This window comes from Kineococcus indalonis, from assembly GCF_009906395.1.
Classification (GTDB): domain Bacteria; phylum Actinomycetota; class Actinomycetes; order Actinomycetales; family Kineococcaceae; genus Kineococcus; species Kineococcus indalonis.
On sequence record NZ_JAAALM010000001.1, the window covers coordinates 1 to 23,220 of the forward strand.

Consider the following 23,220-nt stretch of genomic DNA (forward strand, 5'->3'; position numbering starts at 1 on the left):
ACCTCGTCGAACCGCTGAACCGGAGCTGCACCCCGTGACCACCCCGTCCACGCCGTCCGCGCCGACGGCCCTCCCCGCGAGCGCGCCCGGGCGTCCCCGGCCCGTGCCCGCGGCGCTGATCGCCACCGTCGTCCTGCTCACCGCGATCGCACCGCTGGCCACCGACATGTACGTGCCCGCCTTCCCCGACGTCGCCCGCGACCTGGGCACCTCCGCCACCGCGGTGCAGCTGACCCTGACGACCTTCTTCACGGGGATGGCGCTGGGGCAGCTGGTGGGTGGTCCGGTCTCGGACCAGCGCGGCCGGCGCCGCCCCCTGCTGGCCGCGGTGGCCGTGGTCCTGCTCGCCTCGATCGTCTGCGCCCTGGCGCCCGGCATCACCGTGATGGCGCTGGCCCGGTTCGTGCAGGGCTTCGCCGGTGGCTGGGCGATGGTCGTCGGGCGCGCGGTCGTCGTCGACCTGGCCCGCGGAGCGCAGCTGGTGCGCTCCCTGAACCTCGTGCAGGGCGTCGGCGGCATCGCCCCGGTCCTGGCACCGCTGCTGGGCGGGGTGATCCTGCAGGTCTCGGGCTGGCGGGCGCCGTTCTGGACGATCGCGCTGATCACCGCCGCGACCGCGGTGGCCGTGTGGGTGGTCGTGCCCGAGACGCTGCCGCGCCGGGAGCGCCACGCCGGTGGGCTGGCGAGCTTCGCCGCGGCAGCCCGGCAGGTCCTGGGCAGCCGCGAGTACGTGGGCCACCTGCTGGTGTGCTCGGCGATGATGGTCGCCCTCTTCGCCTACGTCGCGACCTCCGCGTTCGTGCTGCGCTCGATGAACGGGCTGTCCCCCATCGCCTACTCGGTCTCCTTCGCCGCCAACGCCGCCGGCATGACCGCCGCGGCGCTGCTGGCCGCGCGCCTGGCGGGGCGCGTGGCCACCCGCACCGTCATCGCGGTGGGTCAGGTGCTGGCCCTGGGCGCCGGGCTGGCGATGCTCGTCGGGGCGCTGTGGCTGGGCACGCCGCTGGTGCTGGCGCTGGTCTGCTTCTTCGCCCTCATGGTGGCGATCGGCCTGGTGCTGGGCAACGCCGGCGCGCTGGCCAGCGCCGCGGTGCCGCAGCACCCGGGCACCGGGTCGGCCGTGCTGGGGATGGTGCAGTGGGGCACCGCCGGCATCGCCGCCCCGCTGGCCGGGCTGGGCGGGCAGCACAGCGCGGTGCCGGTCGCGCTGCTGATGACCCTGGGCGCCGCGCTCTCGCTGCTGGCGCTGCTGGTCGTCGCCCGGCCCGCGGGGGGTGCCGGGACGCTCACGCGGTGGCTGCCGGGAGCCAGCTCGGCGTCCTCGGCGCCCGGCAGCCGCAGCAGGGCGCTGGTGCCGTCCGGCACGGTGGCCTCCACGACGAGCTGACCCTCGTGCAGCTGCCAGTGCACCGACACCGGCCCGTGCGGGGTCCGCAGCTCACCGCGGGCCCAGCTGATCCCCCCGCCGGGGCGCGGGGCGATCAGCGTGCGCGCGTAGCCCGGCTCCAGCGCCGAGATGCCCGCGACGGTGCGGTGCACCCAGTCGGCCACCGCGCCCAGCGCGTAGTGGTTGAAGCTCGTCATCTGCCCGGGGTTGATGGTGCCGTCGGGGAGCATGGAGTCCCAGCGCTCCCAGACCGTGGTGGCGCCCGTCGTCACCGGGTACAGCCACGAGGGGCACCCGCGCTCGGTGAGCAGGCGGTAGGCGTCCTCCAGGTGCCCGGTGCTCGTCAGCGCGTCGGTCACGTACGGGGTGCCGGCGAAGCCGGTGGAGATGCGGTGGCCCGCCTTGGCGACCAGCTCCGCCAGCCGCTGCCCCGCCGAGCGCCGCTGCTGCTCGTCCAGCAGCCCGAACTCGATCGCCAGGGCGTACGCGGTCGCGCAGTCGCTGGTGACGGTGGTGCCGCCGCTGCCGTCGTCCTGGACGTAGTGCGCCACGAACCCCTCGCGGACCCGCTCGGCCAGCGCCTCGAACTCGGCGGCGTCGTCCTCGCGGCCGAGCACCCGCGCCATGTCGGCGGCGGTGCGCGCCGAGCGGTGCGCGGCGGCGGTGGAGACGACGCCCTTGTCGGCCTTGGCGGCGGCCGGGTCGTCCGGCGGGGCGTCCGGGTCCAGCCAGTCGGCGAACTGGAAGCCGGTGTCCCACAGCCCCGCGGGTGAGAGCAGCGAGGCGACGCGGCGCACGTGGGCGGCCGCGGCGGGGTAGGCCTCGGCCAGGGCCTCGCGGTCGCCGTAGGCCTGGTACAGCGTCCACGGCAGCCACGCCGCGACGTCGGACCAGAACGAGGTGGCCTCGGTCCTCGCCATCTGCGGGTGCGGCGGGGAGAACTTCAGCACGTCCGGCACCACCCACGGCACGATGCCGTCGTTGTGGGCCTGCTCGGCGTCCAGGTCGCGCAGCCAGTCGCGCAGGAACGCCGAGACGTCGAAGAGGTAGGCCGCGGTGGGGGCGAAGACGGCCAGGTCGCCGGTCCAGCCCAGGCGCTCGTCGCGCTGCGGGCAGTCGGTGGGAACGTCCACGAAGTTGCCCCTCGTGCTCCACACGACGTTGCGGTGCAGCTGGTTCAGGTCCTCGTCGCTGCACTCGAAGGTGCCGGTGCGGGTGAGGTCGGAGTGGACGACGACGGCTTGCAGGTCCTCCGGGCGCAGGTCGCCGGGCCAGCCGTCCACCTCGGCGTAGCGGAAGCCGTGGAAGGTGAACGTCGGCTCGAAGACGTCCCGCCCCCCGGAGAGGACGAGGGTGTCGGTGGCCTTCGCGCTGCGCAGCGGCCGGGTGCCCAGCTCGCCGTGCTCCAGGACCTCCGCGTGCCGGATCGTGATGGTGCGCCCGGCCTCGCCGGTGACGGTGAAGCGCAGCCAGCCGACGAGGTTCTGGCCGAAGTCGACCAGCGTCCTGCCCGACGGGGAGGTCCACACCCGCTGCGCGCCGACGACCTCCTGCCGGCGCACCGGGGGGCCGATGTGCTCGGTGAGCACGGAGGTGTCGAAGTCGACCGCGTGCACCGCGCTCCAGCCGTCCTCGCCGGAGGCCGCGGTGGCCCAGGCGGGGTCCAGCAGCCGGGCGTCGATGCTCTGCCCGTCGTAGAGCGCGTCGGCGAGCACCGCGGAGGGGTGCGCCCGCCAGGTCTCGTCGGTGACCACGACCTGGCGGTGGCCGTCGGCGAAGTCCACCTCCAGCTGGGCCAGGGCGGCGATCTCCGCGCCGTACAGGGCGCTCCTGCCGCTCCAGGCCAGCCGCCCGTGCGACCAGCCGCTGCCCAGGGCCAGGCCCAGCACGTGCTCGCCGCTGCCGCCGGCTGCGAGGGCGGCGGTGACGTCGTGGGTGCGGTAGCGCAGGCGCCACTCGTAGCTGCTCCAGCCCGGCGAGAGCACCTCCTCGCCGACCGGTGCCCCGTCCAGGTGCGGCTCGACCAGGCCCTTGGCGGTCACGTGCAGGTGCGCGGCGCGGACGGGGCCGTGACCGGCGTGAAGGGTGAAGCGGCGCCGCAGCAGCGGCGCCTGCGGCACCTCGTCCGCGGCGATCATGCTGGCCTGCCAGGTGGGGGACATGCGAGGGCTCCTCGTGGTGCGGGTGGTGGTGGTGCGGGTGGTGGTGCGGGTGGCGGTGCGGTGCTCAGCCCTTGACGGCGCCGGCGGTCATGCCGGCGACGATCTGGCGGTTGAAGAACAGGTACAGCACCAGCGGCGGGATCGTGATGAGCAGGACGTCCATGAACAGCAGGTTGTAGCTGGACAGGTTCTGGCTCTGGAAGTTGAACAGCGTCAGCTGCACCGTGGCACCGGCGTCGCCGGGCAGGAAGTACAGCGGGGTCTGGAAGTCGTTGAAGACGTTGACGGACTGCACGAGCACCACGGTGACCAGCACCGGGCGCAGCAGCGGCAGCACGACGCGGAAGAACAGCCGCAGCGGGCCGGCGCCGTCGAGCACGGCGGCCTCGTCCAGCTCGCGCGGGATGGTGGAGATGAACGCGCGGAACAGCAGGATCGTGAAGGACAGCCCGAAGGCGACCTCCACCAGGATCAGCCCGGGCATGGTGGCGAACAGGCCCACGCGCTGCAGCACCCAGATGGTGGGCACGATCGCCGGGGGCATGATCAGCCCGGCCAGGACCAGGAAGTTGACGAACCCCGTGAAGCGCGTCCTCCTGCGCTGCAGGACGAAGGCGACCATGGCACCGAGCACCACCGTCAGGGCGACGGAGGCCACGGTGAGCACGAGGGAGTTGATGAACGCGATGATCAGCAGGTAGTCGCGCGTCCGCACCACCTCGACGAGGTTGTCCCAGAGCTGGACGTCGCGCGGCCAGGCGAAGCGGAACTCGCCGGCCTGCTGGGCGTCCATCGCCGCCACCAGCACGATGAAGGCGAAGGGGACCAGGAAGACGACGACGCTGAGCGCGATGGCCAGCCCTCCCACGCCGTAGCGGTACAGCGCCGCGCGCGGGCCACCCACCGGGCCACCGCCGGCGGGGTTGGTGGTGGAACTCACAGCTCGACCTCCTTGCGGGCCAGGAACCGCGTCAGCGGGAGCACGATCGCGGTCACGGCGAGGAAGAGGATGACGTTGCCGGCGGTGGACAGGCCGTAGAACCCCGCCTGGTACTGCTTGTAGATGACGCTGGCGATGACGTCGGAAGTGAAGCCGGGACCGCCCCGGGTCATGGCCCAGATCAGGTCGAAGGAGCGCAGGCCCCCGATGAGGGAGAGGGTGATCACGGTGGAGGTCGCCGGCCAGGACAGCGGGAAGACCACGTCGCGGAACAGCCTCCAGGAGCCGGCGCCGTCGACCCGGGCGGCCTCGTGGTACTCCTTGGGGATGGAGACGATGCCGGCCATGTAGATCAGGGTGGCCAGCCCCACGCCCTTCCACACGTCCACCAGCGCCACCGAGAACAGCGCCAGGGCAGGGTCGACCAGCCAGCCGGGCCCGTCGATGCCGAGGACGCCCAGGGCGGCGTTGATGGCGCCCTTGGTGGGGTTCATCAGCACCTGGAAGGTGATGCCGACCCCGACGGAGGAGACCAGGACGGGGAAGAAGATGACCGCGCGCAGGTAGCCGCGCCCGAGGATCCGGCTGGTGAGCAGCAGGCCCAGGCCCAGGCCGAGGACGACCTTGGCGCCGGAGGTGATGACCGCGTAGACGAAGGTGTTGACGAAGCCGCGCGTCAGCGCCGGTTCGGAGAAGAACTGCGCGAAGTTCTCCAGCCCGATGAACTCCGAGTCGAAGATCGTCCAGCGGGTCAGGGCGAAGTAGAACGAGAGCAGGGTGGGGATCAGGAACAGCGCGCCGTAGACGATCGCGGCGGGCAGGTAGAACCACCCCGGGTAGGGGCCGGGGCGCGTGCCGGCGCGGTCGCCCGCCCGGCGCGGGGGGCGCGCGCGGCGCACCGCCGAGCCGGTGGTGGAGCCGGTGGTGGAGCCGATCGTCTGCGACACCTGCAGGACCTCCTTCGGACGGGTGGGGGGTCGAGAGCTCACCAGCCCTCGAGGCCGAGCTGCTGGGCCTGCTTCTGCACGTCCTGGTCGTACAGGGCCGCGCCGTCGGTGGCGGTGCGGATGCCCGAGCCGACCTCGACGAGGATCTGCTCCAGCGCCGGGCCCTTGACGGGCGAGAGGAACTCTAGGGCCGGGGACTGCGCGTCGGCGTCGAAGTAGGCGCTGACGTCCCTGGTGATCTGCGGCACGTCGGACGGCAGCTCGCACCCCTCGGCCAGGTAGGGGCCGGTGGGGGTGACCACCGTGGCGATGGCCTCGCAGCCGGGCGGGCTGGCGATGAACGCCGCGAGCTGCTGCGCCGCCTCCAGCTCCTCCCCCGTCGTCGACTTCGGGATGTAGACGCCGTCGGGGTACCAGGCGGTCAGGCCGTTGGCGGCGGCGTCCTGACCGGGCAGGGCGAAGAAGCCGACGTCCTCCACCGCGTCGGGTGCGACCACCTGCAGGGTGCTGACGTTCAGGCTGAGCATGGGGTACATCGCGCCCTCGCCGGCGGCGAGGGCGCGCATGCCGTCCTCGACGCGGGTGGAGGCGAAGTCGGCGTTCACCAGCTGCTTGTCGTGGATCTCCTGCAGGTGCTCGAACCCCGCCCGGGCCGCGCGGTCGGTGGCGAACTTCGCCTTCCCGGCGGTGTAGTCCTGGGCGAAGGAGGGGTTGGCGGCGGCGACGTTGTGGAAGTCGGCCAGCACGAGCAGCTGGGCGGTCCAGGTGTCCTGGTAGGTCTGGACCACCGGGGCGATCCCGGCGGCCTTGATCCGCTCGGCGGCCGCGACGAGCTCCGCCCAGGTGGTGGGCACCTCGACGCCGACCCGCTCGAAGACCTCGCGGTTGTACATGACCCCCCCGCCGAAGGCGTTGCCGTAGGGCACGCCGTACACGTCCTCGCCCACCGACACCTGCGGCAGGTAGGAATCGTCGACGGTCTCGACGGTCGAGGCGTCGATGGGGGTGAGGTTGTTCGCGGGGGCGATCTGCTGGAACAGCGAGCCGGAGTTGTAGTTGAAGACGTCGGCCATGGTCCCGGTCTGCAGGCGGGTCTTGACGAGGTTGTCGCCCTCGCCGCCGCCGGGGCGGCCCTCGATCTCGACGGTGATGCCGGGGTGGGCCTGCTCGAAGGCGTCGACGACCGCCTGCGCCTGCAGCTGGTCGTCCTGCTCGGCGCCGGTGAGCCAGGTGATGGTGGTCCCGCCCCCGCCGCCGTCGTCGGAGGAACCCAGGCTGCCGGCGCTGCAGGCGGGCAGCAGGCCGAGCACGGCGACGGTGGCCGCTCCGAGGGCGCGGGACTTCGCGCGAGTGGTGATCATGGGGTCTCCTCTTCGAGACGGTCGTGGGTGTGCGGCAGGACGGGCTCTCGACACGTTCCAGCGGTCCACCCGCCCTGACGGGTGGCACGTCCCGACGGGTGGTGCGGCGGGCGCGGCACCCGACGGCGCTTCTCCTCGTCGAGAGTTCTGTAGATCGGTCTACAGAATGGGTTCCCCAGCGTGCCGTGTCAAGCACCGCACCGGTCCCGCACCAGCACCGGAGCACCGCGCTACTGTCGGCTCGAGCCGTCCGCCCCGAGGGAGGTGAGCATGGAACAGACGCGCCGGGCCGCGCGGCGGCCGACCATCAGCGACGTCGCCACCGCGGCGGGCGTCTCGCGCGCCGCGGTCTCCAAGGTGCTGCGTGACGCCTACGGCGTCAGCGAGGAGATGCGCTCGCGCGTGCACCGCGCGATCGAGGAGCTGGACTACCGGCCCAGCACCGCGGCACGGGCGCTGCGCGGCACCACCTCCACCATCGGGGTGATGCTGCCGCTGTTCCGGACCTCGTTCTTCGACGACGTCCTGGCCGGTGCCGTCGAGGAGCTGGAGACCAGCAGCTACCAGCTGATCCTGGCGCCGGTGGACTCCGCCCACGCCAGCGGCCGGCGCGCGCTCGAGGCGCTCTCGGACCGGCAGGTCGACGGCATCGTCGCCCTGTCCCCCCTGGTCGAGCCCACCTGGCTGGAGAGCTTCGCCACGCGCACCGCCCTGGTCGAGCTCGGGCGGCACGACCCCTCCGCGCGCTACGACACCGTCGTCGGCGACGACGTGCGCGGTGCCGAACTGGTGATGGAGCACCTGCTGGCCCTGGGGCACCGCCGCGTGCTGCACGTGACCCACCACGACCCCGACCTGGCGCACCTGTCCAGGACGCCGCCGGCGCTGCGGCGCGCCACCTACGAGAAGGCCATGACCAACGCCGGCCTGGCCGAGCACATCGAGGTGCTGGAGACCTCCTTCGACGACCGCCGCGCCGCCGAGGCGCTGCGGGTGGCGCTGGAGGCCGGCAGCCGCCCCAGCGCCGTCTTCGCCGGCAACGACGACGCCGCCCTCGGGGTCCTGCGCACCCTGGCCGAGGCGGGCGGCCGCCACGGCCTGAGCCCGCGCACGGTCTCGGTGTGCGGCTACGACGACACCAAGATGGCCAGCCACCCCCTCATCGGCCTCACGAGCGTCGACCAGGACGGCGCCGCGATGGGCCGGCTGGCCACCCGCATGCTGCTGGAGCGCATCGCCGGGCGCGAGCAGCCGCGCCACGAGGTCATCCAGCCGCGCCTGGTGGTCCGCTCCTCCTCGCGGGAGGTCGACCCCGGCGCCTGAGCCGGGTGCTGGAGGAGGACCCCCGCCGCTCCGACGCCGGTGGTGCGCCGGGCCGGTCGAAGGTGGCGGTGCCCAGGCAGAGGCGCGAGACGCGCACACCGCTCGGGCCGAGGACGGAGCACCTCACGCGGGGAACCCTCCAGCGGGCTCGGCCCCGTCGGCGACCCCCTGCAGGCGCGCCCGGTGCGCGGACCACCAGGCGGCGTCCCCGTCGGGCAGGTTCGAGGACCCCGACCGCACCCCGGCCCCGCCGTCGACGAGCTCGCGCACGACGTCGGCGTGCCCGGCGTGGCGGTGCGTCTCGGCCACGACGTGCACGAGGACGCGGCCCAGGGTGACGGGCTGCGCCGCCGGGCGCCACCACGGCACCCGCCCGGGGGCGTGCAGCGGCAGCGCCGCGACGGTGGCGTCGCTGTGCCGCCACACCCGGCGGTAGAGGTCGACGACCTCGGCGCGGGACTCCCCGGCCGTGGCCCACATGTCCGCGTTCGGCTCGGCGTCGTCGCCGGCCCACGGCAGCGGCTCGGGGAAGGGGCGCTGGAACACCTCCCCGAAGTACCCCGCCTCCACCCCCGCCAGGTGCTTCACCAGGCCCAGCAGGTTCGTGCCGGTGGGTGTCAGCGGCCGGCGGACGTCGCGTTCGCCGAGGCCGTCCAGCTTCCACAGCAGCGCCTCGCGCGCCTCCTGGAGGTAGCGGTGCAGGTCGTCCTTCACGTCCGGTGCCACCGGGTCAGCCTGGCACCCGGCGCCACGCCCGTCACGCCCGTCACGCCCGTCACGCCCTGACCGGCAGCTCCCGCGACGGGTCCCCGCCGTCGACGCGGACCCGCCCGCCGGGAGCCGGCGCAGCGGCCAGGCGCTGCACGGCCGGCTCCCGGGGCGCTCACCAGCGCAGCTCGCCGCGCTCGTCCTGCAGCGTCCCCGTCGGCCCGTCCGCGCCGAGGGTCGCCAGCCGCACGACGACCCGGGCACTGTCCTGCACCGGCCGCCCGATGCCGAAGGCGGCGGTCATGTCGGTGGCCGTGGTGCCCGGCTCCACGGGGTTGAACCTGATGCCCGGGTGCGCCTTGGCGTACTGCACCGTCAGCACGGTCGCCGCCGCCTCGGAGGCGGCGCACAGGGCCAGCGGCAGCTCGAACCCGGGTCGCTCGGGGTCGGTCACCGCCCAGAAGGACCCCGTGCTGCTGGAGACGGTGACCACGTTGGGGCTGGAGGACCTGCGCAGCAGGGGCAGAGCCGCTCCGGTGACGCGCACGACGCCCGCGGCGTTGGTGTCGAAAGAGCGCAGGGCCGCGGGGCCGTCGAGCCCGGCCTCCAGGACGCCGGCGTTGTGCACCAGGACGTCGAGCCTGCCCTGCTCGGCGTCGATGCTCACCAGCGCCGCGGCGACCGAGGCGTCGTCGGTGACGTCGAGCTGCACGGAGCGCGCGCCGACGTGGACGACGTGGCCCAGCTGCACCAGCTGGCGGGCGGTCTCGAGACCGATGCCCCTGGTGGCGCCGGTGACGAGCGTGACGGGCGCGGGGACGCCGGTCGCGCCCGCACCGGGCAGGGCCCTGCGCAGCCGGGGGTGCGTCAGGACCCCCTCGACCCGCCCCCGGCCGACCTACGCTGCCCGGGTGAGCGAGACGACGAACGCCCTGGGGGCCTTCCTGCGCGCCCGGCGCGGGCTCGTGACGCCGCAGCGGGCCGGCATCCCCGACACCGGCGTGCGGCGGGTGCCCGGCCTGCGGCGCGAGGAGGTCGCCCTGCTCGCCGGCATCAGCGCCGACCACTACCTGCGCCTGGAGCGGGGCCGGGACCGCCACCCGTCCGTGCAGGTGCTGGAGTCGATCGCCCGGGTGCTGCAGCTGGACGACGAGCACCTGGCGCACCTGCTGGCCCTGGCCGCGGACGTCCCCCGCCGTCGCCGGCGCCGCCCGCGCCGGCAGGTCCCGCCCCCCGGGGCGCTGAAGCTGCTGCGCCCCCTGGTGCAGCCGGCCTTCACCGAGGACCGCTACTTCGACGTCCTCGCCGCCAACCGCACGGCCACGGCCCTCTCCCCCGGCCTGGTCGAGGGCGGCAACCAGTTGCGCGACCTGTTCCTGGACCCAGCCGTGCAGGTGCTGCACCCGCAGTGGGAGGAGGTGACCGAGTGCTTCGTCGCGAACCTGCGGCAGGCCGTGGGCACCGACGTCGACGACCCCCGCTTCATCGAGCTGACCGGCGAGCTGTCCCTGGCGAGCCCGCGGTTCCGCACGCTGTGGGCCCGGCACGAGGTGCGCGGGCAGCGCGGGACCCCGGTGCGGATCGAGCACCCGCAGGTGGGGACCATGACCCTGAACCGGGAACGGCTGACCATCGACGGCACCGGCGACCTGATGCTCGTCGTCTACCACCCGGACGCCGGTTCCGAGGCCGCGGACAAGCTGGCGCTGCTGGCCTCCGCCGCCCTGCCCACCGCGGACGGGGAGCACCGCACCCCGGCGCGCTCGTGAGGGGGGACCGGCACGAGCCGCCCGCCCGGGCAGCGGCACGACCCGGGTCCAGATCCGGGTCCAGGTCCGGGTCCAGGTCCAGGTCCAGGTACGGGTTCAGGTACGGGTGCAGCCGGAGGAGGGCGACGTGCAACGCGTGACGGGTGTCGGTGGGATCTTCGTCAAGGCCCGCGATCCGCAGGAGCTGGCCCGGTGGTACAGCGCCCACCTGGGCGTGGACCCCCCGCCGGAGTCCTACGGGCAGTCCTCGTGGTGGCAGGAGGCGGGCCCGACCGTCCTGGCGGCCATGGGGGACGACTCCGGGCACTTCGGCGGCGCGGAGCACTCCTGGGCGCTGAACTTCCGGGTCGCCGACCTGGACGCCATGGTGGAGCAGCTGCGCGCCGGCGGCGTCGTCGTGGAGGTGGACCCGCAGGAGTACCCCAACGGCCGCTTCGCCTCCCTGCAGGACCCGGAGGGCAACCAGGTGCAGCTGTGGCAGCCCGAGGGGGCCGATCGGCGCGGGCCCGCCTGAGGCGCGCGGTGCCGCGCCGGTGCTGCCCGCGCCGGTGCTGCCCGCGCCGGTGCTGCCCGCGTCGGCGCGGGGCGGGCCGGGCAGAGCGAGCGCGCACCGCGCGTGATGACTTTCCGTGGCAGAGTAATTACCGTGTGTGAGAACACCCCGGCGGTGCAGACGACCTTGCCCCTCGACCCCCGCGCCGCCGGCGAAGCGCGGCGCTTCCTGCGCGCGGCGATCTGCCGGGAGCACGCCGCCTCCGTGCTCGAGGGCGCCGAACTGCTGGTCTCCGAACTGGTCACCAACGGCGTGCGCCACGCCGCCCCGCCGATCACCCTGCGCGTGGCCTGCGACGGCAGCCGCGGCCTGCAGGTCAGCGTCAGCGACGGCGAACCGGCCGGACCGGCCCCGCGCGAGGCCCACGACGAGGCCGAGAGCGGGCGCGGCATGAGCCTGGTGGACTACATCAGCGACGACTGGGGCGTGCAGCCGCACCAGGACGGCAAGACCGTCTGGTTCACCCTCAGCGCCTGAAGCGCCCCCGCACCCCGGGCGCTCGCCCCGCTCGTCGAGCGCGCTCGCACCGGGAGCCCACCGCTCACGCCACGGCGGAGAGGACCGGTTCGAGGAAGCTCTCCAGGGCGTCGGCGTCCCGACGCAGGGCGGTGCTGAGCAGGACCTGGTGCTCGTCGAGGACCCACCCGACCGGCTCCGCCAGCGGCAGCAGGCGCAGGCGCAGCGAGAAGGGCCGCACCGCGCGCCCCAGCCGCCGCTGGTAGCCGTTGACGAAGCGCGACAGGTGCCCCGGGTCGCTGCCGCCACCCCGCCCGCGGCGGCCGAAGAGGGGGCGGGGGCGGCGGTACCAGTCGCCCTGCTCGTGCTCGACCGCGTCGAACCAGCGCAGGAAGTCGTCGTGGTGCCCCTCGGCCAGGGCGCGCACCGCCGCAGGTCCTCCAGCCCGTGCCACTGCGGCGGTGCGGGCGGCGCCGCGCGCAGCACCTCCTCCGGTGTCACCGGCGCCGTGTCCGGCAGCACCTGCCGCAGGGCGCGGGCCCACCAGGTGGGCCACTCGCGCGCGGCTTCACGCAGGTCGACACCGGCACCGCTGGACGCCCCGTCGTGCCCGGGCGCGGGAGCGGTCACCGCCGGGTGCAGGGCGCCGACGGCCGGCTCGACGAGCACGTGGGGGGCCAGCCCGGCGGCGTCGCGCACGTACAGGGCCATCGTGAGGTGGGTGTCGACGCCCTCGCCGATCTGCCAGCTCGTCCTCGCGGCGAATCGCACGGCTCCACCGTGCTCCCGGCGACCGCGGGGGGCAAGGACCACGGCGGGGCAGCGCCCCCAGCGCCCCCGCGCTCAGGCGGGCGCCAGCGTCGAGGACAGGCGCTCGAAGCACCCGTCGGAGACGTCGCCGAACGCCTGCTCCACCGGCTGGGCCAGCCACTGCTCGAGGGCGACGTGCAGGACCACCACGGTCACCTGCGCGAGCAGCGCGGCCGCGAGCGGGTCGACGCCGCGCGCGATCAGGCCCGGGCGGATGACGTCCACGAGCTCGTCGCGCTTCTGCGCGTCGCGCTCCCTCAACGCCGGCTCGGCGAGGATGACCTGGCGGCGGCGGCGCACCTGCTCGCGCTGCCCGTCGAAGCGTTCGGTCCCCACCTGTCGCAGGCCGTGCCGCAGCAGCGTCAGCGGCTCGACGTCCGCCGGCGCCTGCTGGAGCAGGCGGCGCGCCAGCTGCGGGACCGCATCGCCCTCGAAGAACACCTCGCGCTTGTCGGCGAAGTGGCGGAAGAACGTGCGCGTCGTCAGCCCCGCCCGTCCGGTGATCTGCGGCACGGTCGTGGCGGCGAACCCCTGTTCGGTGAACAGCTCCAGCGCAGCCTGCTGCAGGCGCCCGCGCGCGTCGGGGGTCCACCTGCCCATCGCCCCAGCCTAAGTGATGACACGACGTGTCGTGGCGTGCGAGGATGCAGGAGCGATGACACGCCGTGTCGTCACCGAGCCGTCGGGGAGGACCAGCGTGAGCGTCGAGGACGAGGTCGGGAACCAGGCCCTCTGGCTGGACTCCCCGCGCGCGGGGCTGCGCGTCGGTCCCGCCCCCCGACCGCGACCGGGGCGCGGGGAGGTGCTCGTGCAGGTGCGCGCCCTCGCGCTCAACCCCGTCGACGCCGTGCCCGGGCTCGCCCGCCGGTTCGTCTACCCGTGGCTGCGCTACCCCGCCGTGCTCGGGACCGACGTGGCGGGCGAGGTCGTCGAGGTCGGCGCCGGGGTCGGCGACCTGCGCGCCGGGGACCGCGTCGTGGGGCTGGCCACCGGGCAGGAGAGGTTCCGCAACAGCACCGCCCACGGCGCTTTCCAGCACCTGGTCGTGCTGGCCGCCGCGGTGACGACCCCGATCCCGGCGGCGATGGCGTTCACCGACGCGGTCGTGCTGCCGCTGGGCGCGGCCACGGCCGCCGCCGGCCTGTTCCAGGACGACCAGCTCGGCCTGGCGCTGCCCACCGCGTCCGCCGCCGGACGCGGCGAGGACGTCCTGGTGTGGGGCGCCTCGACCAGCGTGGGCACCAACGCGACCCAGCTCGCCCGCGCCGCCGGCTACCGCGTCCTCGCCACCGCCTCGCCGCGGAACCACGACCTGGTGCGCTCGCTGGGCGCGGCCGAGGTGTTCGACTACCGCGACGCCGCTGTCGTGCACGAGGTCGTGCGGGCCCTGCGCGGGCGCCACCTGGCCGGCACGCTCGCCATCGGAGCCGGCTCGCTGCCGCGCACGATCGCCGTCGCGCGCCGCGCCGGGGGCACGGGGCGCATCGCCTCGGCGCACCCGACCCCGATCACCGCGGCGCGGCGGGTGGCGGTGCGCCCCCTGGGGGTGCACGTGTCCGCGGTCTGGGGCGGGGCGCCGGCGCAGAACGAGGTCGGCCCGGCCGTCTTCGCCCGGTTCCTGCCCGCAGCGCTCGCCGAGGGCCGCTACCGGCCCGCACCGCCGGCGGACGTGGTCGGCCACGGGCTCGCCGCGGTGCCCGCAGCGCTGCGCCGGCTGCGCGCCGGCGTCTCCGCGCGCAAGCTCGTCGTCACGCTGTGAACGCGGCGGGGTCAGCGCGGCGCCACCGGGACCGTCCCACGGGAACGGGCGGTCCAGGTCACGGGGCGGTGTGCTCGGCGCGCCACTGCGTGGGTGTGCAGCCGTAGGCCTGGCGGAAGGAGCGGCTGAAGTGCCCGGGGTCGGTGAACCCCCACCCGCGGGCCAGGGCGCCGATGGGCAGGGTGCGCGAGCGCGGGTCCTCCAGCGCGGCGCGGCACCTCTCCAGGCGCTGGGTGCGCACCCACTCACCGAGGCTGATCCCGCAGCGGGCCAGGACGACGTAGAGGTAGCGCACCGAGATGTGGTGCGCGGCGGCGACGCGTTGCGCCGACAGCCCGGGATCGCCCAGGTGCGCGTCGAGCCAGGACGTGATCCGCGTCTCCAGGCTCTCCTGCAGGACGTCGCGCCCGGCGGTGCCGTCGGCCAGGTGCCCCACGAGCGCCGCCCTCACCAGGGACAGCGTCGCCTCCTCGACCGCACGGGCGGTGGGGGCGCTGCGCAGGTGCCGGTCCTCCGCCAGGCCCGTCAAGCAGCGCGCGGCGAGGCCGGCGACGGGGTTGTCGGCGCCGACGGTGACCGCGGTGACGTCGCGCAGCACAGCACCGGGCACCCCCAGGGCGCTGCGGGGGACGCGGAAGAAGTGCTGGTCGATCCCGGCGGGGTTCACCAGGGTGTACGGGGCGCAGGTGTCGTACACGGCGAACTCCCCCGGCCTCAGGACCGCCTCCCGCCCGTGCTGGACGACCAGGCTGGAGCCCGACACCTGCAGCCCGAGGAAGACGGCCGGCTCGGTCTCCCGCCGGGCGAGGCGGGCGGTGCGGTGCACGGTGGTGGCCGTGGCGCGCACCGAGCACACCCCGACCCTGCCGAGCCGGCTGAGCCCGAGCAGCACCTGCACGCGCTCGGGCGGCAGGTGGTGCTCCAGCTCCACCTCGACGACGTGGCCCCAGACGGCTTCGCGCACCACCTCGAGGCGCTCGCCGGGGGCGATGCGCCGGGTGTCCAGCAGCCGCGTCGACCCCGCCGCCGGTGCCTCCGCAGGACCGCGGCGGCCGCTGCTGCCGCGGCCGTCGGCGACCCGCCGACGGCCGGTGTGGGTTCCGTCCACCGCACCCTCCCGCACCCGCGCCGCGCCGTTCGCCGGCCCCTGCGACGGTTCTCCCGAGACCCCGGCCACCGGTCCCGGGGCGGGCCGGGCCGGGCCGGGGCCACAGGGTAGAGCGGTGCCGGCGACCCGGGCCAGCACCGGCGTGCACGGGTTCCGGCTCCGCCGGGTTCAGCGGTGGGTGCCGTGCGCCTCGGGATCCCCGCGGGTGGCGGAGGGCAGGTGCGTGCTCACGAAGTCGAGCGCCGTCTGCGCGACCTCGCGCCAGCCGGAGTCGATCGTCAGGGAGTGCCCCCGCCCGGGGACCTCCACGATCTCGGTGAGGCCGCGGTTGCGCTTCTGCCGGCTGTAGCTGGCGCGGGTGATGGCCCACGGCACCGTGGCGTCCTCCTCGCCGGAGATCAGCAGCAGCGGTCCGCGCCGGGGGTGGTGGACGTCGACCTCGACCTCGGTGAACGGGTTGAGGTTCGCCGCGGCCGCCTGGAACAGGGGCGCGCCGGGGGCGGCGACGTGGTGCTCCTCGTACAGGCTGCGCGCCTCCTGCTCGGACAGGGCGTTGGCCCAGCCGTAGCGGAACTGCTCGAAGGTCAGCGTGACCGCGCGCCGGACGTTGGCCGGGTTGCTCAGTACCGCAGCGGCCGAGCGCAGCGAGGACAGCGGCAGCGCGAGCACCCCGCGGAAGGGGGCGGGGTCGATGGCCACGGTGGCCGCGGACGCCCCCGTCCCCGCGATGCGCTGGGCGATCAGCCCGCCGAAGGAGTGCCCGACCACCGCGGGCCTGACGCGCAGCTGCGCGATCGCCGCCAGGTGGTGCTCGGTGACCCGCCCGACCCTCTTGCGGGCGAAGACGTCCGGGTGGGCGCGCGCCTCGGCGACGCCGGCGGGGTCGTCGGGCCAGCCGGGCGCGATGCTCGCGTAGCCGGCCTCCTCGAACAGGGACCGCCAGCGGTCCCAGCTGCTGGACAGCAGCCACAGGCCGTGCACGAAGACGACGACCGGACGGCCGGTCTCGTTCGCGCGCTCGATGTCGTGCACCTCGGTCGGGGTCAACTCCGCCACAGCCGCCTCCTCCTCGATCCCGTGACCGGGAAGCTAGTGCGCGAGCACCCCGCCGCGCTCGGCTCAGCGCGCACCGCGTTGTGCTGAGCGTGCACCGCGTCCGCCCGGGAGCGGTGGGCGGGCCGCCGGGGACGCTGCACGTCAGGTGCCGGCCCGACCGGCCCGCTCCTGCGGCGGGCCGTCGCCGCCGGGAGGTGGCGGTGCGGCGGGGGGCCTGGCCCTCTGCGGGTGGATCGTCTCGCCCCGGGCGAGCATCGCCACGAACTCCTCGATCCTGCGCCGGCGGGTCTCGGCCCGCTTGAGCGCCCCGAGGCGGTGGATCATCGCGTAGCGGTTCGTGCGGGTCAGCACCTCGAACATCGCCTGCGCCGCCGCGTCGGCGGCGATCGCGGAGGCGAGGTCGGCCGGCACCTGCGCCTGCGAGGGCGCCGCGTACGCCGCCTCCCAGCGCCCGTCCGCCTGCGCCGCCGCGACCGCCGCCAGGCCCGCCGGCAGCACCAGCCCCTGCTCCCGCAGCCGGGCCACGTTCGCCACGTTGCGCTGCGACCACGCGCTGCGCCGCCCCCTGGGGGTGTAGCGGACCAGCGAGCTCTGCTCGTCGCGCTTGCGGCCCTGCCCGTCGATCCAGCCGACGCACAGCGCCTCGTCCACCGCCTGCTGCCACGTCAGCGAGGTCAGCGCCCCGCCCTTCCTGCCCAACACCAGCCACACCCCCGGGGAGGAGGCGTGGTGCACCGCCAGCCACGCGCGCAGCGCGCGGGCGTCGGCGACGAGCAGCTCCGGCAGCTCCAGCACGGCCACGGCACCACGCTAGGGGGCACCTGCGACACCACCCGGGCCCGCGGGCGACCGGCACGCGGGCGACCGGCACGCGGGCGACCGGCACGCGCCCGGGCGCCCCGCGCGTCACACACCGGAAACATCGCCCGCCTACCCTGGCCGCACGTCGCAGCGACAGCGGCGCCGACACCGCGACAGCGCAGACACCGCGACAGCGCCGACCCCAGCACGAGCCCCGCCAGCCCGAGCACCGCGCGCACCACAGGAGCGGACATGCCGAAGTTCACCGACGAGGAGCAGCGGGTGTGGGCGTACGTGCGCGCCTGGTACCGCCAGCACCGCGGCGCCCTGCCCGCCTGGCGCGTCAGCGAGGCCCTGGACCTGCCGTGCGCGGCCGTCTCCGCGGCCGCCGACGTCCTGGCCGCCGCCGGAGCGGTGCGCACGCACCACGCCGCGCGCCTGCACGAGGGGCAGCGCGACGTCCTCTTCCTGGACGCCCCGCCGGCGGCGCAGCGGCTGATCGACCTCAGCCGCGCCGACGCGCTGCACCTCACCTGAGCGCTCCCGCGCCCGTCCGGTCCCCGCGCGGTCACCGACCCCGACGGCGCAGCGCTGCCGCCGAGGGGATTGCCCGCCACTAGCAACGTGATGCATAGTGACGGGCATGTCCCTGGGCCACGTCCTGCTCGGGCTGCTCGTCCCGGGCGAGCGGCACGGCTACGAACTCAAGCGCCACTACGACGCGCGCTTCCCCGCGGCGCGCCCGCTGGCCAGCGCGCAGGTGTACGCCACCCTGGCCCGCCTGGCCCGCGACGGGTTCGTCCAGCAGCAGGAACCCGAGCGCGTCGGCGGCCCGGACCGCACCGCCTACGCGCTGACCGCCGAGGGGCGCGCCGAGCTGCAGCGGTGGCTGGAGGAGGTCGAACCCCCCAGCCCCTTCGTCGCCAACCCGCTGGCGGTGAAGGTCACCGTGGCCGTCCTGATCGCCGGTGGCGACGCCGCCCGCGACTACCTGCACCGCCAGCGCGCCGCCCACCTGGAACGCATGCGCGTCTACACGCGCACCAAGACCGCGCCGGGGGCCGCGCTGACCGAGGTCCTCGCCGCGGACTACGCCCTGGAACACCTCAACGCCGACCTGCACTGGATCGACACGGCACTGGCCCGCGTCGCCGCACTGACCGAGGAGATCACCCCGTGAACCACCAGATCACCGCGCGGGGGGTGGTGAAGTCCTACGGGAACTCCCCCGCGCTGCGCGGCGTCGACTTCGCCGCCGCCCGCGGTGAGGTCGTCGCCATCACCGGCCCGTCCGGTTCCGGCAAGTCCACGCTGCTGCACTGCCTGGCCGGCATCGTGCGCCCCGACGCCGGATCCGTCCACCTCGACGGCCAGCGCATCGACGACACCTCCGAGGCGCACCGCTCCCGCCTGCGCCGCAGCCGTTTCGGCGTGCTGTTCCAGTTCGGGCACCTGGTGCCGGAACTGACCGCCGCCGAGAACGTGGCGATGCCGCTGCTGCTGGCGGGGGTGCGCCGGCGCGAGGCGGTGACCGCCGCGCGGAACTGGCTGGAGCGCTTCGACGTCGCCGACCTGGCCGGCAAGCGGCCCGGGGAGGTGTCCGGCGGCCAGGCGCAGCGGGTGGCCGCCGCGCGGGCGCTGGTCACCGAACCGGAGGTCCTCTTCGCCGACGAACCCACCGGGGCCCTGGACACCCTGGCCAGCGAGCAGGTGATGACCCAGCTGACCCGCGTGGCGCGCAGCGCGGCCACGACGGTGCTGCTGGTCACCCACGACGCGCGCACCGCCGCCTACGCCGACCGCGAGGTCGTCGTGCGCGACGGCACGGTGCAGGGGCCCCCGCCCCTCGCCGGCACCCCGGGTCCCGGCGCTCCCGCGGCGCTGCGGAGCACCCCGTGAGCGCCACCGAGGTCTCCGGCCGACGGTCCGGGCGCACCGCGCCCGAGCGCACCGACCGCGGCCCCTCCTGGGCGACGGTGCTGCGCACCGCCGCCTCCGGCGGGCGCGGGGACCGCACCCGCATCGCCCTGACGGCCACCGGGGCCGGGGCCGCCGCGCTGGCGCTGCTGTGCGCGGCCACCGTGGCCTGGATGGGCCCCGAGCACGGCCCGTACACCACCGCCGCGCTCAACGAGCCGGGCCTGCACGCCGGGGTGGTCGCCGCGCTGGTGCTGCTGTGCGTGCCCGTCCTGGCCTTCGCGGGGCAGTGCGCCCGCGTCGGCGCCCCGGCGCGCGAGCGCCGGCTGGCGGCGCTGAGGTTGCAGGGCGCCACCCCCGGTGACGTCGTGCGCGTCGTGGCCGCCGAGACCGGCGTCGCGGCCCTGCTGGGATCGGTCGCGGGCACCGGGCTGTTCCTCGTGCTGCGCGCCGTGCTGGACGCCCCGGTGCGGGCGACGTGGGCGCTGGACCGCACCGTCACCTACGACAACGGCAGCACGGGCACCGTCACCGAGCAGTTCAGCGGCCTGGCGCGGCGCCTGCCCACCGACGTGCTGCCGCCCTGGCCGGCGCTGCTCGCGGTGGTCGTCGCCGTCCCCGTCTCGGCCGCGCTGTTCGCGGTGCTGAGCATGCGGCGGGTGGCGGTGACGCCCTTCGGCGTGGTGCGCCGCGAGCAGCAGCGCCCGGTGCGGGTGCTGCCGGTGGTCCTGCTGGCCGTGGGCACCGCCGGCACGGCCGGTTTCACCGCCCTGCTGGAACTGCTGGGCCTGCAGGACGCCGCGCCCCAGGTGAGCGGGCTGCTGTTCACCGCGCTGCTGCTGGCCACGGCGGTGGGGCTGCTGCTGGGCACCGGGGCGCTGGCCGCCGCGGTGGGCGCCGCGCTGGCCGCGCGGGTGCGCCGCCCGGCGCTGCTGCTGGCCGGGCGCCGGCTGGTGGCCGCGCCCACGACCGCGGCCCGCACGCACGCCGCGCTGCTGGTCGTGGTGCTGCTGGCCGCCCTGAACCAGGGGGTTCGGGCGGACCTGCTCGCCGTGCCGGACCCGGCCAGCTCGTACGCCCAGACGCTGGCCCTGGTGGACGCCGGCTTCGTCATCGCCGCGGTCATCGCGGCGGCTGGCCTGGTCGTGGGCGCGGTCGAGGGCGTGGTCAGCCGGCGCAGCGTCCTGGCCGGCATGAGCGCCACGGGGGTGCCGCGCAGCACGTTGCACGCGGCGGTGCTGGTCGAGACGCTGCTGCCGCTGGTGGCCCCGGTCGTGCTGGCCGCCACGGCCGGGGTCCTGGGCGCCCGCGGGATCCTGGGCACCACCGCCAGCACCACCGTCTTCGACGCCGCCACCGGCGACGCGGTGCTGCGCACCGTCGAGGTCGCGGTGCCCTGGAGCCCCCTGCTCGTCCTGGTCGGCGCCGCGCTGGGCACCAGCGTGCTCGCCGTGCTGGCCGTCCTGCCGCTGCTGCAGCGCAGCGTGCAGCCCTCGGAGCTGCGCGCGGGCTGACAGCGCGTCCGGGCGGCTGCGCCGGCGACGTCCCCGCTCGTGGGGGGAGGAGACGTCGCCGGCGCGCTCGCCCCCTCCCCGCCCTCACAGCAGCGGGGCCACGGCGGGGTTGCGGCGGTGGCGGAAGATCATCGAGGTGCGGAAGCCGACGACCTCCTTGCGCCGGCTGAGGGTGTCGACCAGGGACGAGTGCAGGTCCTCCATCGTGCTCACGCCCACGTGCAGCAGGAAGTCGTCCCCGCCGGCGACGACGAAGACGGCCATCACCTGCGGCATGGCGCTGGTCTCGCGCTCGAAGCGGTCGATGACCCCGCCGCTCAGGGGGCGCACCCGGGTGGAGACCAGGGCCTGCACCCGCCGCCCGACCGCGGCCAGGTCCACCTCGGCGTGGTAGCCGAGGACGGTGCCGGTCTCGTGCAGGCGGCGGATGCGCTCGAAGCAGGTGGAGGCGGCCACCCCCACGGTGCGGGCGATGTCGCGCACCGGGCGGCGCGCGTCCCTCTGCAGTTCCACGACGATCTGCTGGTCGATCTGGTCCGTGTCCGGGCTCTACGCGTCCTGCCGAACACCGGTCCGGATCGATGGCCCGGAACTCCACCGGCCACCTACCGTGGGCGGCGTCGGGCGAACACGCCCGGCGTCGCGAGGAGAGGCGGGGGTCGGTCGTGGGGAACGTGCAGCAGGGTGGGCAGCCGCCGCACCGGCTGCGGGGAGCCGCCGCGTGAGCGCCCCCGGGCAGATCGCGCCGGGAACGGCGCCGGCGGGCGGCGGGCGGGACGCGGTCGCCCCGGCCACGCAGAAGGTCGTCCTCGTCTGCCGCGAGGACCTGCCCGTCGCCGTGGCCGTCAACGCCGCCGCCGTCCTGGGCCTCAGCGTGGGGCACCACCTGCCCGGGCGCAGCGGACCCGCCGTCACCGACGCCTCCGGCACCACCTACCCCGGCATCACGACGCTGCCCGTGCCCGTCCTGACGGCGCCGGCCGCCGTGGTGACCGAGCTGTTCCGCGCGGCCCGCGCCGACGAGCGCGTCGCGGCGGTGGTCCTCACCGAGGCCGCCCGCCGCGCCAAGACCCACGAGGACTACGCCGAGCAGGTCCAGCGGGTCCCCGACGCCGACGCCGAACCCGTCGCGCTGGCCGTCTACGGGCCCCGCAACCGCGTGACCAGGCTCACCGAGCACCTGCCCCTGATGTCCTGAGGCCGGGGCCGTCCTCGGCGTCGTGCGCAGCGGCGCCGCGCAGGTCGACCTGGTGCCGCGCACGGTCGGCGGCTACCGCAGCAGGCAGAACTCGTTGCCCTCGGGGTCCCGCATCTGCACCCACCCCTCGTGCTCGCTCACGACGACGGCGCCCAGCGAGACCAGGCGAGCCACCTCGGCGGGGTGGTCGGTGGTGCTGAGGTCCAGGTGGAGGCGGTTCTTGACGACCTTCCCCTCGGGCACCTGCGCGAAGAAGAAGCGCGGCCGTCCGGGGCCGACCTCGACGAGGACGCTGGGGTCGTCCTCGGGGTCGTCGATCCCCTGGGCCGCCAGCCGGCGCAGCTCCTCCTCGTCGTAGGGAGCGACCCGGTAGCCGTCGAGCGCCGCGACCCAGAAGCGGGCCAGCGACGCGGGGTGCCGGGCGTCGACGACGATGTCGCGCAGGGAGGCCACCCCGGGAACGGTAGCCGGGAGCGGGCGGCAGTACCGGGAGCACGCAGGGGTGCGCTCGCCGTGGCCTTCCGGTGACCCCTCGTGCGGGTGCCCCGCCGTGCCGGTGATCCGCGCCCGGCGCGGAATACGCCCCGGCACGGGCCGCCTTGCACCAGCCATGAGCACCATCGGGATCATCGGCAGCGGCAACATCGGCAGCGTCCTCTCGCAGCTGGCGGTCGACGCCGGCCACGACGTCGTCATCGCGAACTCGCGCGGCCCGCAGTCCTTGACGGACCTCGTGGACCGGCTCGGTCCGCGGGCGCGCGCGGCGACCGTGGCGGAGGCCGCCGCGGCGGGGGACGTCGTCGTGGTGACGATCCCGCTGGGGCGCGTGCAGGACCTGCCGGCGCACCTGCTGGACGGCAAGGTCGTCATCGACACCTGCAACTACTACCCGGAGCGCGACGGCGACACCGCCGCCCTCGACAGCCACGAGCTGACCACCAGCGAGCTGGTCCAGCACCACTTCGCGGGCGCCCGCGTCGTCAAGGCCTTCAACAACATCTTCGCCCAGAACCTCGGGGAGCTGCAGCGTCCCGCCGGGGCGCCCGACCGCACCACGCTCGTGATCGCCGGGGACGACGAGGCGGCCGAGCAGGTCGTCGCCGACTTCATCGAGAGCATCGGCTACGACGTCTTCGACATCGGCGGCCTCGCCGACAGCTGGCGCGTGCAGCGCGACCAGCCCGCCTACGCCCCCGCCTACACCGTCAGCGGCGACCCCGCCGAGCCGCGCCGGCTCACGCGCGAGGACCTGCAGACCCTGCTGGAGCAGGCCGACCGCTCCATCCGGTGACCGGCTGACCCCGTGACCGCTGCGCGGCGACCCCCGCCGCGCAGCGGTGACGCTCCCCTGATCGGGACGAGTCGCCGCCCACGCGTCAGGCGGGCACCGGCCGGCGCACGGCGACCCGCGGCCGGGCGCCCAGACCGGGTCCGCGTTCGCGGTGCCCCTG

Annotated in this window: 24 protein-coding genes and 1 pseudogene; 12 read left to right on the plus strand and 13 right to left on the minus strand. The window is 75.4% G+C overall.

Annotated elements, in window-relative coordinates; all coding sequences use genetic code 11:
- Window positions 1-103 precede the first annotated feature (103 nt).
- Window positions 104-1,387, plus strand: a complete 1,284-nt coding sequence (locus GTR00_RS00005; protein WP_323132098.1) for a multidrug effflux MFS transporter — start codon at window positions 104-106, stop codon at window positions 1,385-1,387.
- On the opposite strand, the pseudogene GTR00_RS00010 reads toward GTR00_RS00005, so the two are convergent.
- From GTR00_RS00010 to GTR00_RS00025, 4 genes and pseudogenes are all read right to left on the minus strand, one after another.
- A pseudogene (locus tag GTR00_RS00010) lies at window positions 1,288-3,549 on the minus strand (family 78 glycoside hydrolase catalytic domain); the annotation flags it as partial. The gene GTR00_RS00005 and the pseudogene GTR00_RS00010 overlap by 100 nt on opposite strands.
- Before the next feature lie 64 nt (window positions 3,550-3,613).
- Window positions 3,614-4,453, minus strand: a complete 840-nt coding sequence (locus GTR00_RS00015) for a carbohydrate ABC transporter permease (RefSeq protein WP_166609646.1) — start codon at window positions 4,451-4,453, stop codon at window positions 3,614-3,616.
- Window positions 4,454-4,485: 32 nt separating this feature from the next.
- Complete coding sequence (locus GTR00_RS00020; protein ID WP_323132100.1) at window positions 4,486-5,436, minus strand: carbohydrate ABC transporter permease; 951 nt, start codon at window positions 5,434-5,436, stop codon at window positions 4,486-4,488.
- Window positions 5,437-5,474: 38 nt separating this feature from the next.
- On the minus strand, window positions 5,475-6,797 hold the full coding sequence (locus GTR00_RS00025; protein ID WP_166609619.1) for an ABC transporter substrate-binding protein: 1,323 nt from the start codon (window positions 6,795-6,797) through the stop codon (window positions 5,475-5,477).
- Between the two features lie 270 nt (window positions 6,798-7,067).
- Between GTR00_RS00025 and GTR00_RS00030 the strand changes: the two genes are divergently transcribed.
- Window positions 7,068-8,120: a LacI family DNA-binding transcriptional regulator gene (locus tag GTR00_RS00030; RefSeq protein WP_166609620.1), complete on the plus strand. Its 1,053-nt coding sequence runs from the start codon at window positions 7,068-7,070 to the stop codon at window positions 8,118-8,120.
- 123 nt (window positions 8,121-8,243) lie between these two features.
- Here GTR00_RS00030 and GTR00_RS00035 read toward each other — a convergent pair whose 3' ends face one another.
- Both GTR00_RS00035 and GTR00_RS00040 read right to left on the minus strand, forming a co-directional pair.
- Window positions 8,244-8,846, minus strand: coding sequence for a DinB family protein (locus GTR00_RS00035; protein WP_166609621.1), 603 nt, complete (start codon window positions 8,844-8,846; stop codon window positions 8,244-8,246).
- 157 nt (window positions 8,847-9,003) lie between these two features.
- Complete coding sequence (locus GTR00_RS00040) at window positions 9,004-9,672, minus strand: SDR family NAD(P)-dependent oxidoreductase (protein WP_166609648.1); 669 nt, start codon at window positions 9,670-9,672, stop codon at window positions 9,004-9,006.
- A 67-nt stretch (window positions 9,673-9,739) separates the two neighbouring features.
- Here GTR00_RS00040 and GTR00_RS00045 point away from each other — a divergent pair, with 67 nt between their 5' ends.
- The 3 genes from GTR00_RS00045 (at window position 9,740) to GTR00_RS00055 (ending at window position 11,627) form a co-directional block, all read left to right on the plus strand.
- Window positions 9,740-10,597: a helix-turn-helix domain-containing protein gene (locus tag GTR00_RS00045; RefSeq protein ID WP_166609622.1), complete on the plus strand. Its 858-nt coding sequence runs from the start codon at window positions 9,740-9,742 to the stop codon at window positions 10,595-10,597.
- 127 nt (window positions 10,598-10,724) lie between these two features.
- Window positions 10,725-11,111, plus strand: coding sequence for a VOC family protein (locus tag GTR00_RS00050; RefSeq protein WP_166609623.1), 387 nt, complete (start codon window positions 10,725-10,727; stop codon window positions 11,109-11,111).
- Between the two features lie 132 nt (window positions 11,112-11,243).
- Window positions 11,244-11,627 (plus strand): ATP-binding protein, encoded by a 384-nt coding sequence (locus GTR00_RS00055; protein ID WP_323132101.1) that lies wholly within the window; start codon window positions 11,244-11,246, stop codon window positions 11,625-11,627.
- A 64-nt stretch (window positions 11,628-11,691) separates the two neighbouring features.
- Here GTR00_RS00055 and GTR00_RS00060 read toward each other — a convergent pair whose 3' ends face one another.
- The gene (locus GTR00_RS00060; protein ID WP_166609625.1) at window positions 11,692-12,033 is read right to left on the minus strand and encodes a hypothetical protein; all 342 of its coding nucleotides are present in this window, start codon (window positions 12,031-12,033) and stop codon (window positions 11,692-11,694) included.
- A gap of 416 nt (window positions 12,034-12,449) precedes the next feature.
- Window positions 12,450-13,016 (minus strand): TetR/AcrR family transcriptional regulator, encoded by a 567-nt coding sequence (locus GTR00_RS00065; RefSeq protein ID WP_166609626.1) that lies wholly within the window; start codon window positions 13,014-13,016, stop codon window positions 12,450-12,452.
- Window positions 13,017-13,113: 97 nt separating this feature from the next.
- On the opposite strand from GTR00_RS00065, the gene GTR00_RS00070 reads away from it, so the two are divergent.
- Window positions 13,114-14,175, plus strand: coding sequence for a zinc-binding alcohol dehydrogenase family protein (locus tag GTR00_RS00070; protein WP_205704726.1), 1,062 nt, complete (start codon window positions 13,114-13,116; stop codon window positions 14,173-14,175).
- A gap of 58 nt (window positions 14,176-14,233) precedes the next feature.
- On the opposite strand, the gene GTR00_RS00075 is transcribed toward GTR00_RS00070, so the two are convergent.
- From GTR00_RS00075 to GTR00_RS00085, 3 genes are all read right to left on the minus strand, one after another.
- Window positions 14,234-15,283, minus strand: a complete 1,050-nt coding sequence (locus GTR00_RS00075; protein WP_205704727.1) for an AraC-like ligand-binding domain-containing protein — start codon at window positions 15,281-15,283, stop codon at window positions 14,234-14,236.
- 168 nt (window positions 15,284-15,451) lie between these two features.
- Window positions 15,452-16,339: an alpha/beta hydrolase gene (locus GTR00_RS00080; protein WP_205704728.1), complete on the minus strand. Its 888-nt coding sequence runs from the start codon at window positions 16,337-16,339 to the stop codon at window positions 15,452-15,454.
- A 141-nt stretch (window positions 16,340-16,480) separates the two neighbouring features.
- Window positions 16,481-17,140, minus strand: a complete 660-nt coding sequence (locus GTR00_RS00085; protein ID WP_166609628.1) for a YdeI/OmpD-associated family protein — start codon at window positions 17,138-17,140, stop codon at window positions 16,481-16,483.
- 252 nt (window positions 17,141-17,392) lie between these two features.
- Here GTR00_RS00085 and GTR00_RS00090 point away from each other — a divergent pair, with 252 nt between their 5' ends.
- The 4 genes from GTR00_RS00090 (at window position 17,393) to GTR00_RS00105 (ending at window position 20,571) form a co-directional block, all read left to right on the plus strand.
- Window positions 17,393-17,677, plus strand: a complete 285-nt coding sequence (locus GTR00_RS00090) for a hypothetical protein (protein WP_166609629.1) — start codon at window positions 17,393-17,395, stop codon at window positions 17,675-17,677.
- Between the two features lie 106 nt (window positions 17,678-17,783).
- Window positions 17,784-18,320, plus strand: a complete 537-nt coding sequence (locus tag GTR00_RS00095) for a PadR family transcriptional regulator (RefSeq protein ID WP_166609651.1) — start codon at window positions 17,784-17,786, stop codon at window positions 18,318-18,320.
- A complete protein-coding gene (locus GTR00_RS00100) occupies window positions 18,317-19,039 on the plus strand; it encodes an ABC transporter ATP-binding protein (protein ID WP_166609630.1) in 723 nt (240 codons plus the stop codon). Before GTR00_RS00095 ends, GTR00_RS00100 begins: the two co-directional genes overlap by 4 nt.
- Window positions 19,036-20,571 (plus strand): FtsX-like permease family protein, encoded by a 1,536-nt coding sequence (locus GTR00_RS00105; RefSeq protein ID WP_166609631.1) that lies wholly within the window; start codon window positions 19,036-19,038, stop codon window positions 20,569-20,571. The genes GTR00_RS00100 and GTR00_RS00105 overlap by 4 nt, the downstream gene beginning before the upstream one ends.
- A gap of 84 nt (window positions 20,572-20,655) precedes the next feature.
- On the opposite strand, the gene GTR00_RS25315 is transcribed toward GTR00_RS00105, so the two are convergent.
- Window positions 20,656-21,102 (minus strand): Lrp/AsnC family transcriptional regulator, encoded by a 447-nt coding sequence (locus GTR00_RS25315; protein ID WP_166609652.1) that lies wholly within the window; start codon window positions 21,100-21,102, stop codon window positions 20,656-20,658.
- A 190-nt stretch (window positions 21,103-21,292) separates the two neighbouring features.
- On the opposite strand from GTR00_RS25315, the gene GTR00_RS00115 reads away from it, so the two are divergent.
- Window positions 21,293-21,769 (plus strand): DUF2000 domain-containing protein, encoded by a 477-nt coding sequence (locus tag GTR00_RS00115; protein ID WP_166609632.1) that lies wholly within the window; start codon window positions 21,293-21,295, stop codon window positions 21,767-21,769.
- A gap of 72 nt (window positions 21,770-21,841) precedes the next feature.
- On the opposite strand, the gene GTR00_RS00120 is transcribed toward GTR00_RS00115, so the two are convergent.
- Complete coding sequence (locus tag GTR00_RS00120) at window positions 21,842-22,222, minus strand: VOC family protein (protein WP_166609633.1); 381 nt, start codon at window positions 22,220-22,222, stop codon at window positions 21,842-21,844.
- A gap of 157 nt (window positions 22,223-22,379) precedes the next feature.
- On the opposite strand from GTR00_RS00120, the gene GTR00_RS00125 reads away from it, so the two are divergent.
- The gene (locus tag GTR00_RS00125) at window positions 22,380-23,060 is read left to right on the plus strand and encodes an NADPH-dependent F420 reductase (protein WP_166609634.1); all 681 of its coding nucleotides are present in this window, start codon (window positions 22,380-22,382) and stop codon (window positions 23,058-23,060) included.
- The last annotated feature ends 160 nt before the right edge of the window (window positions 23,061-23,220 follow it).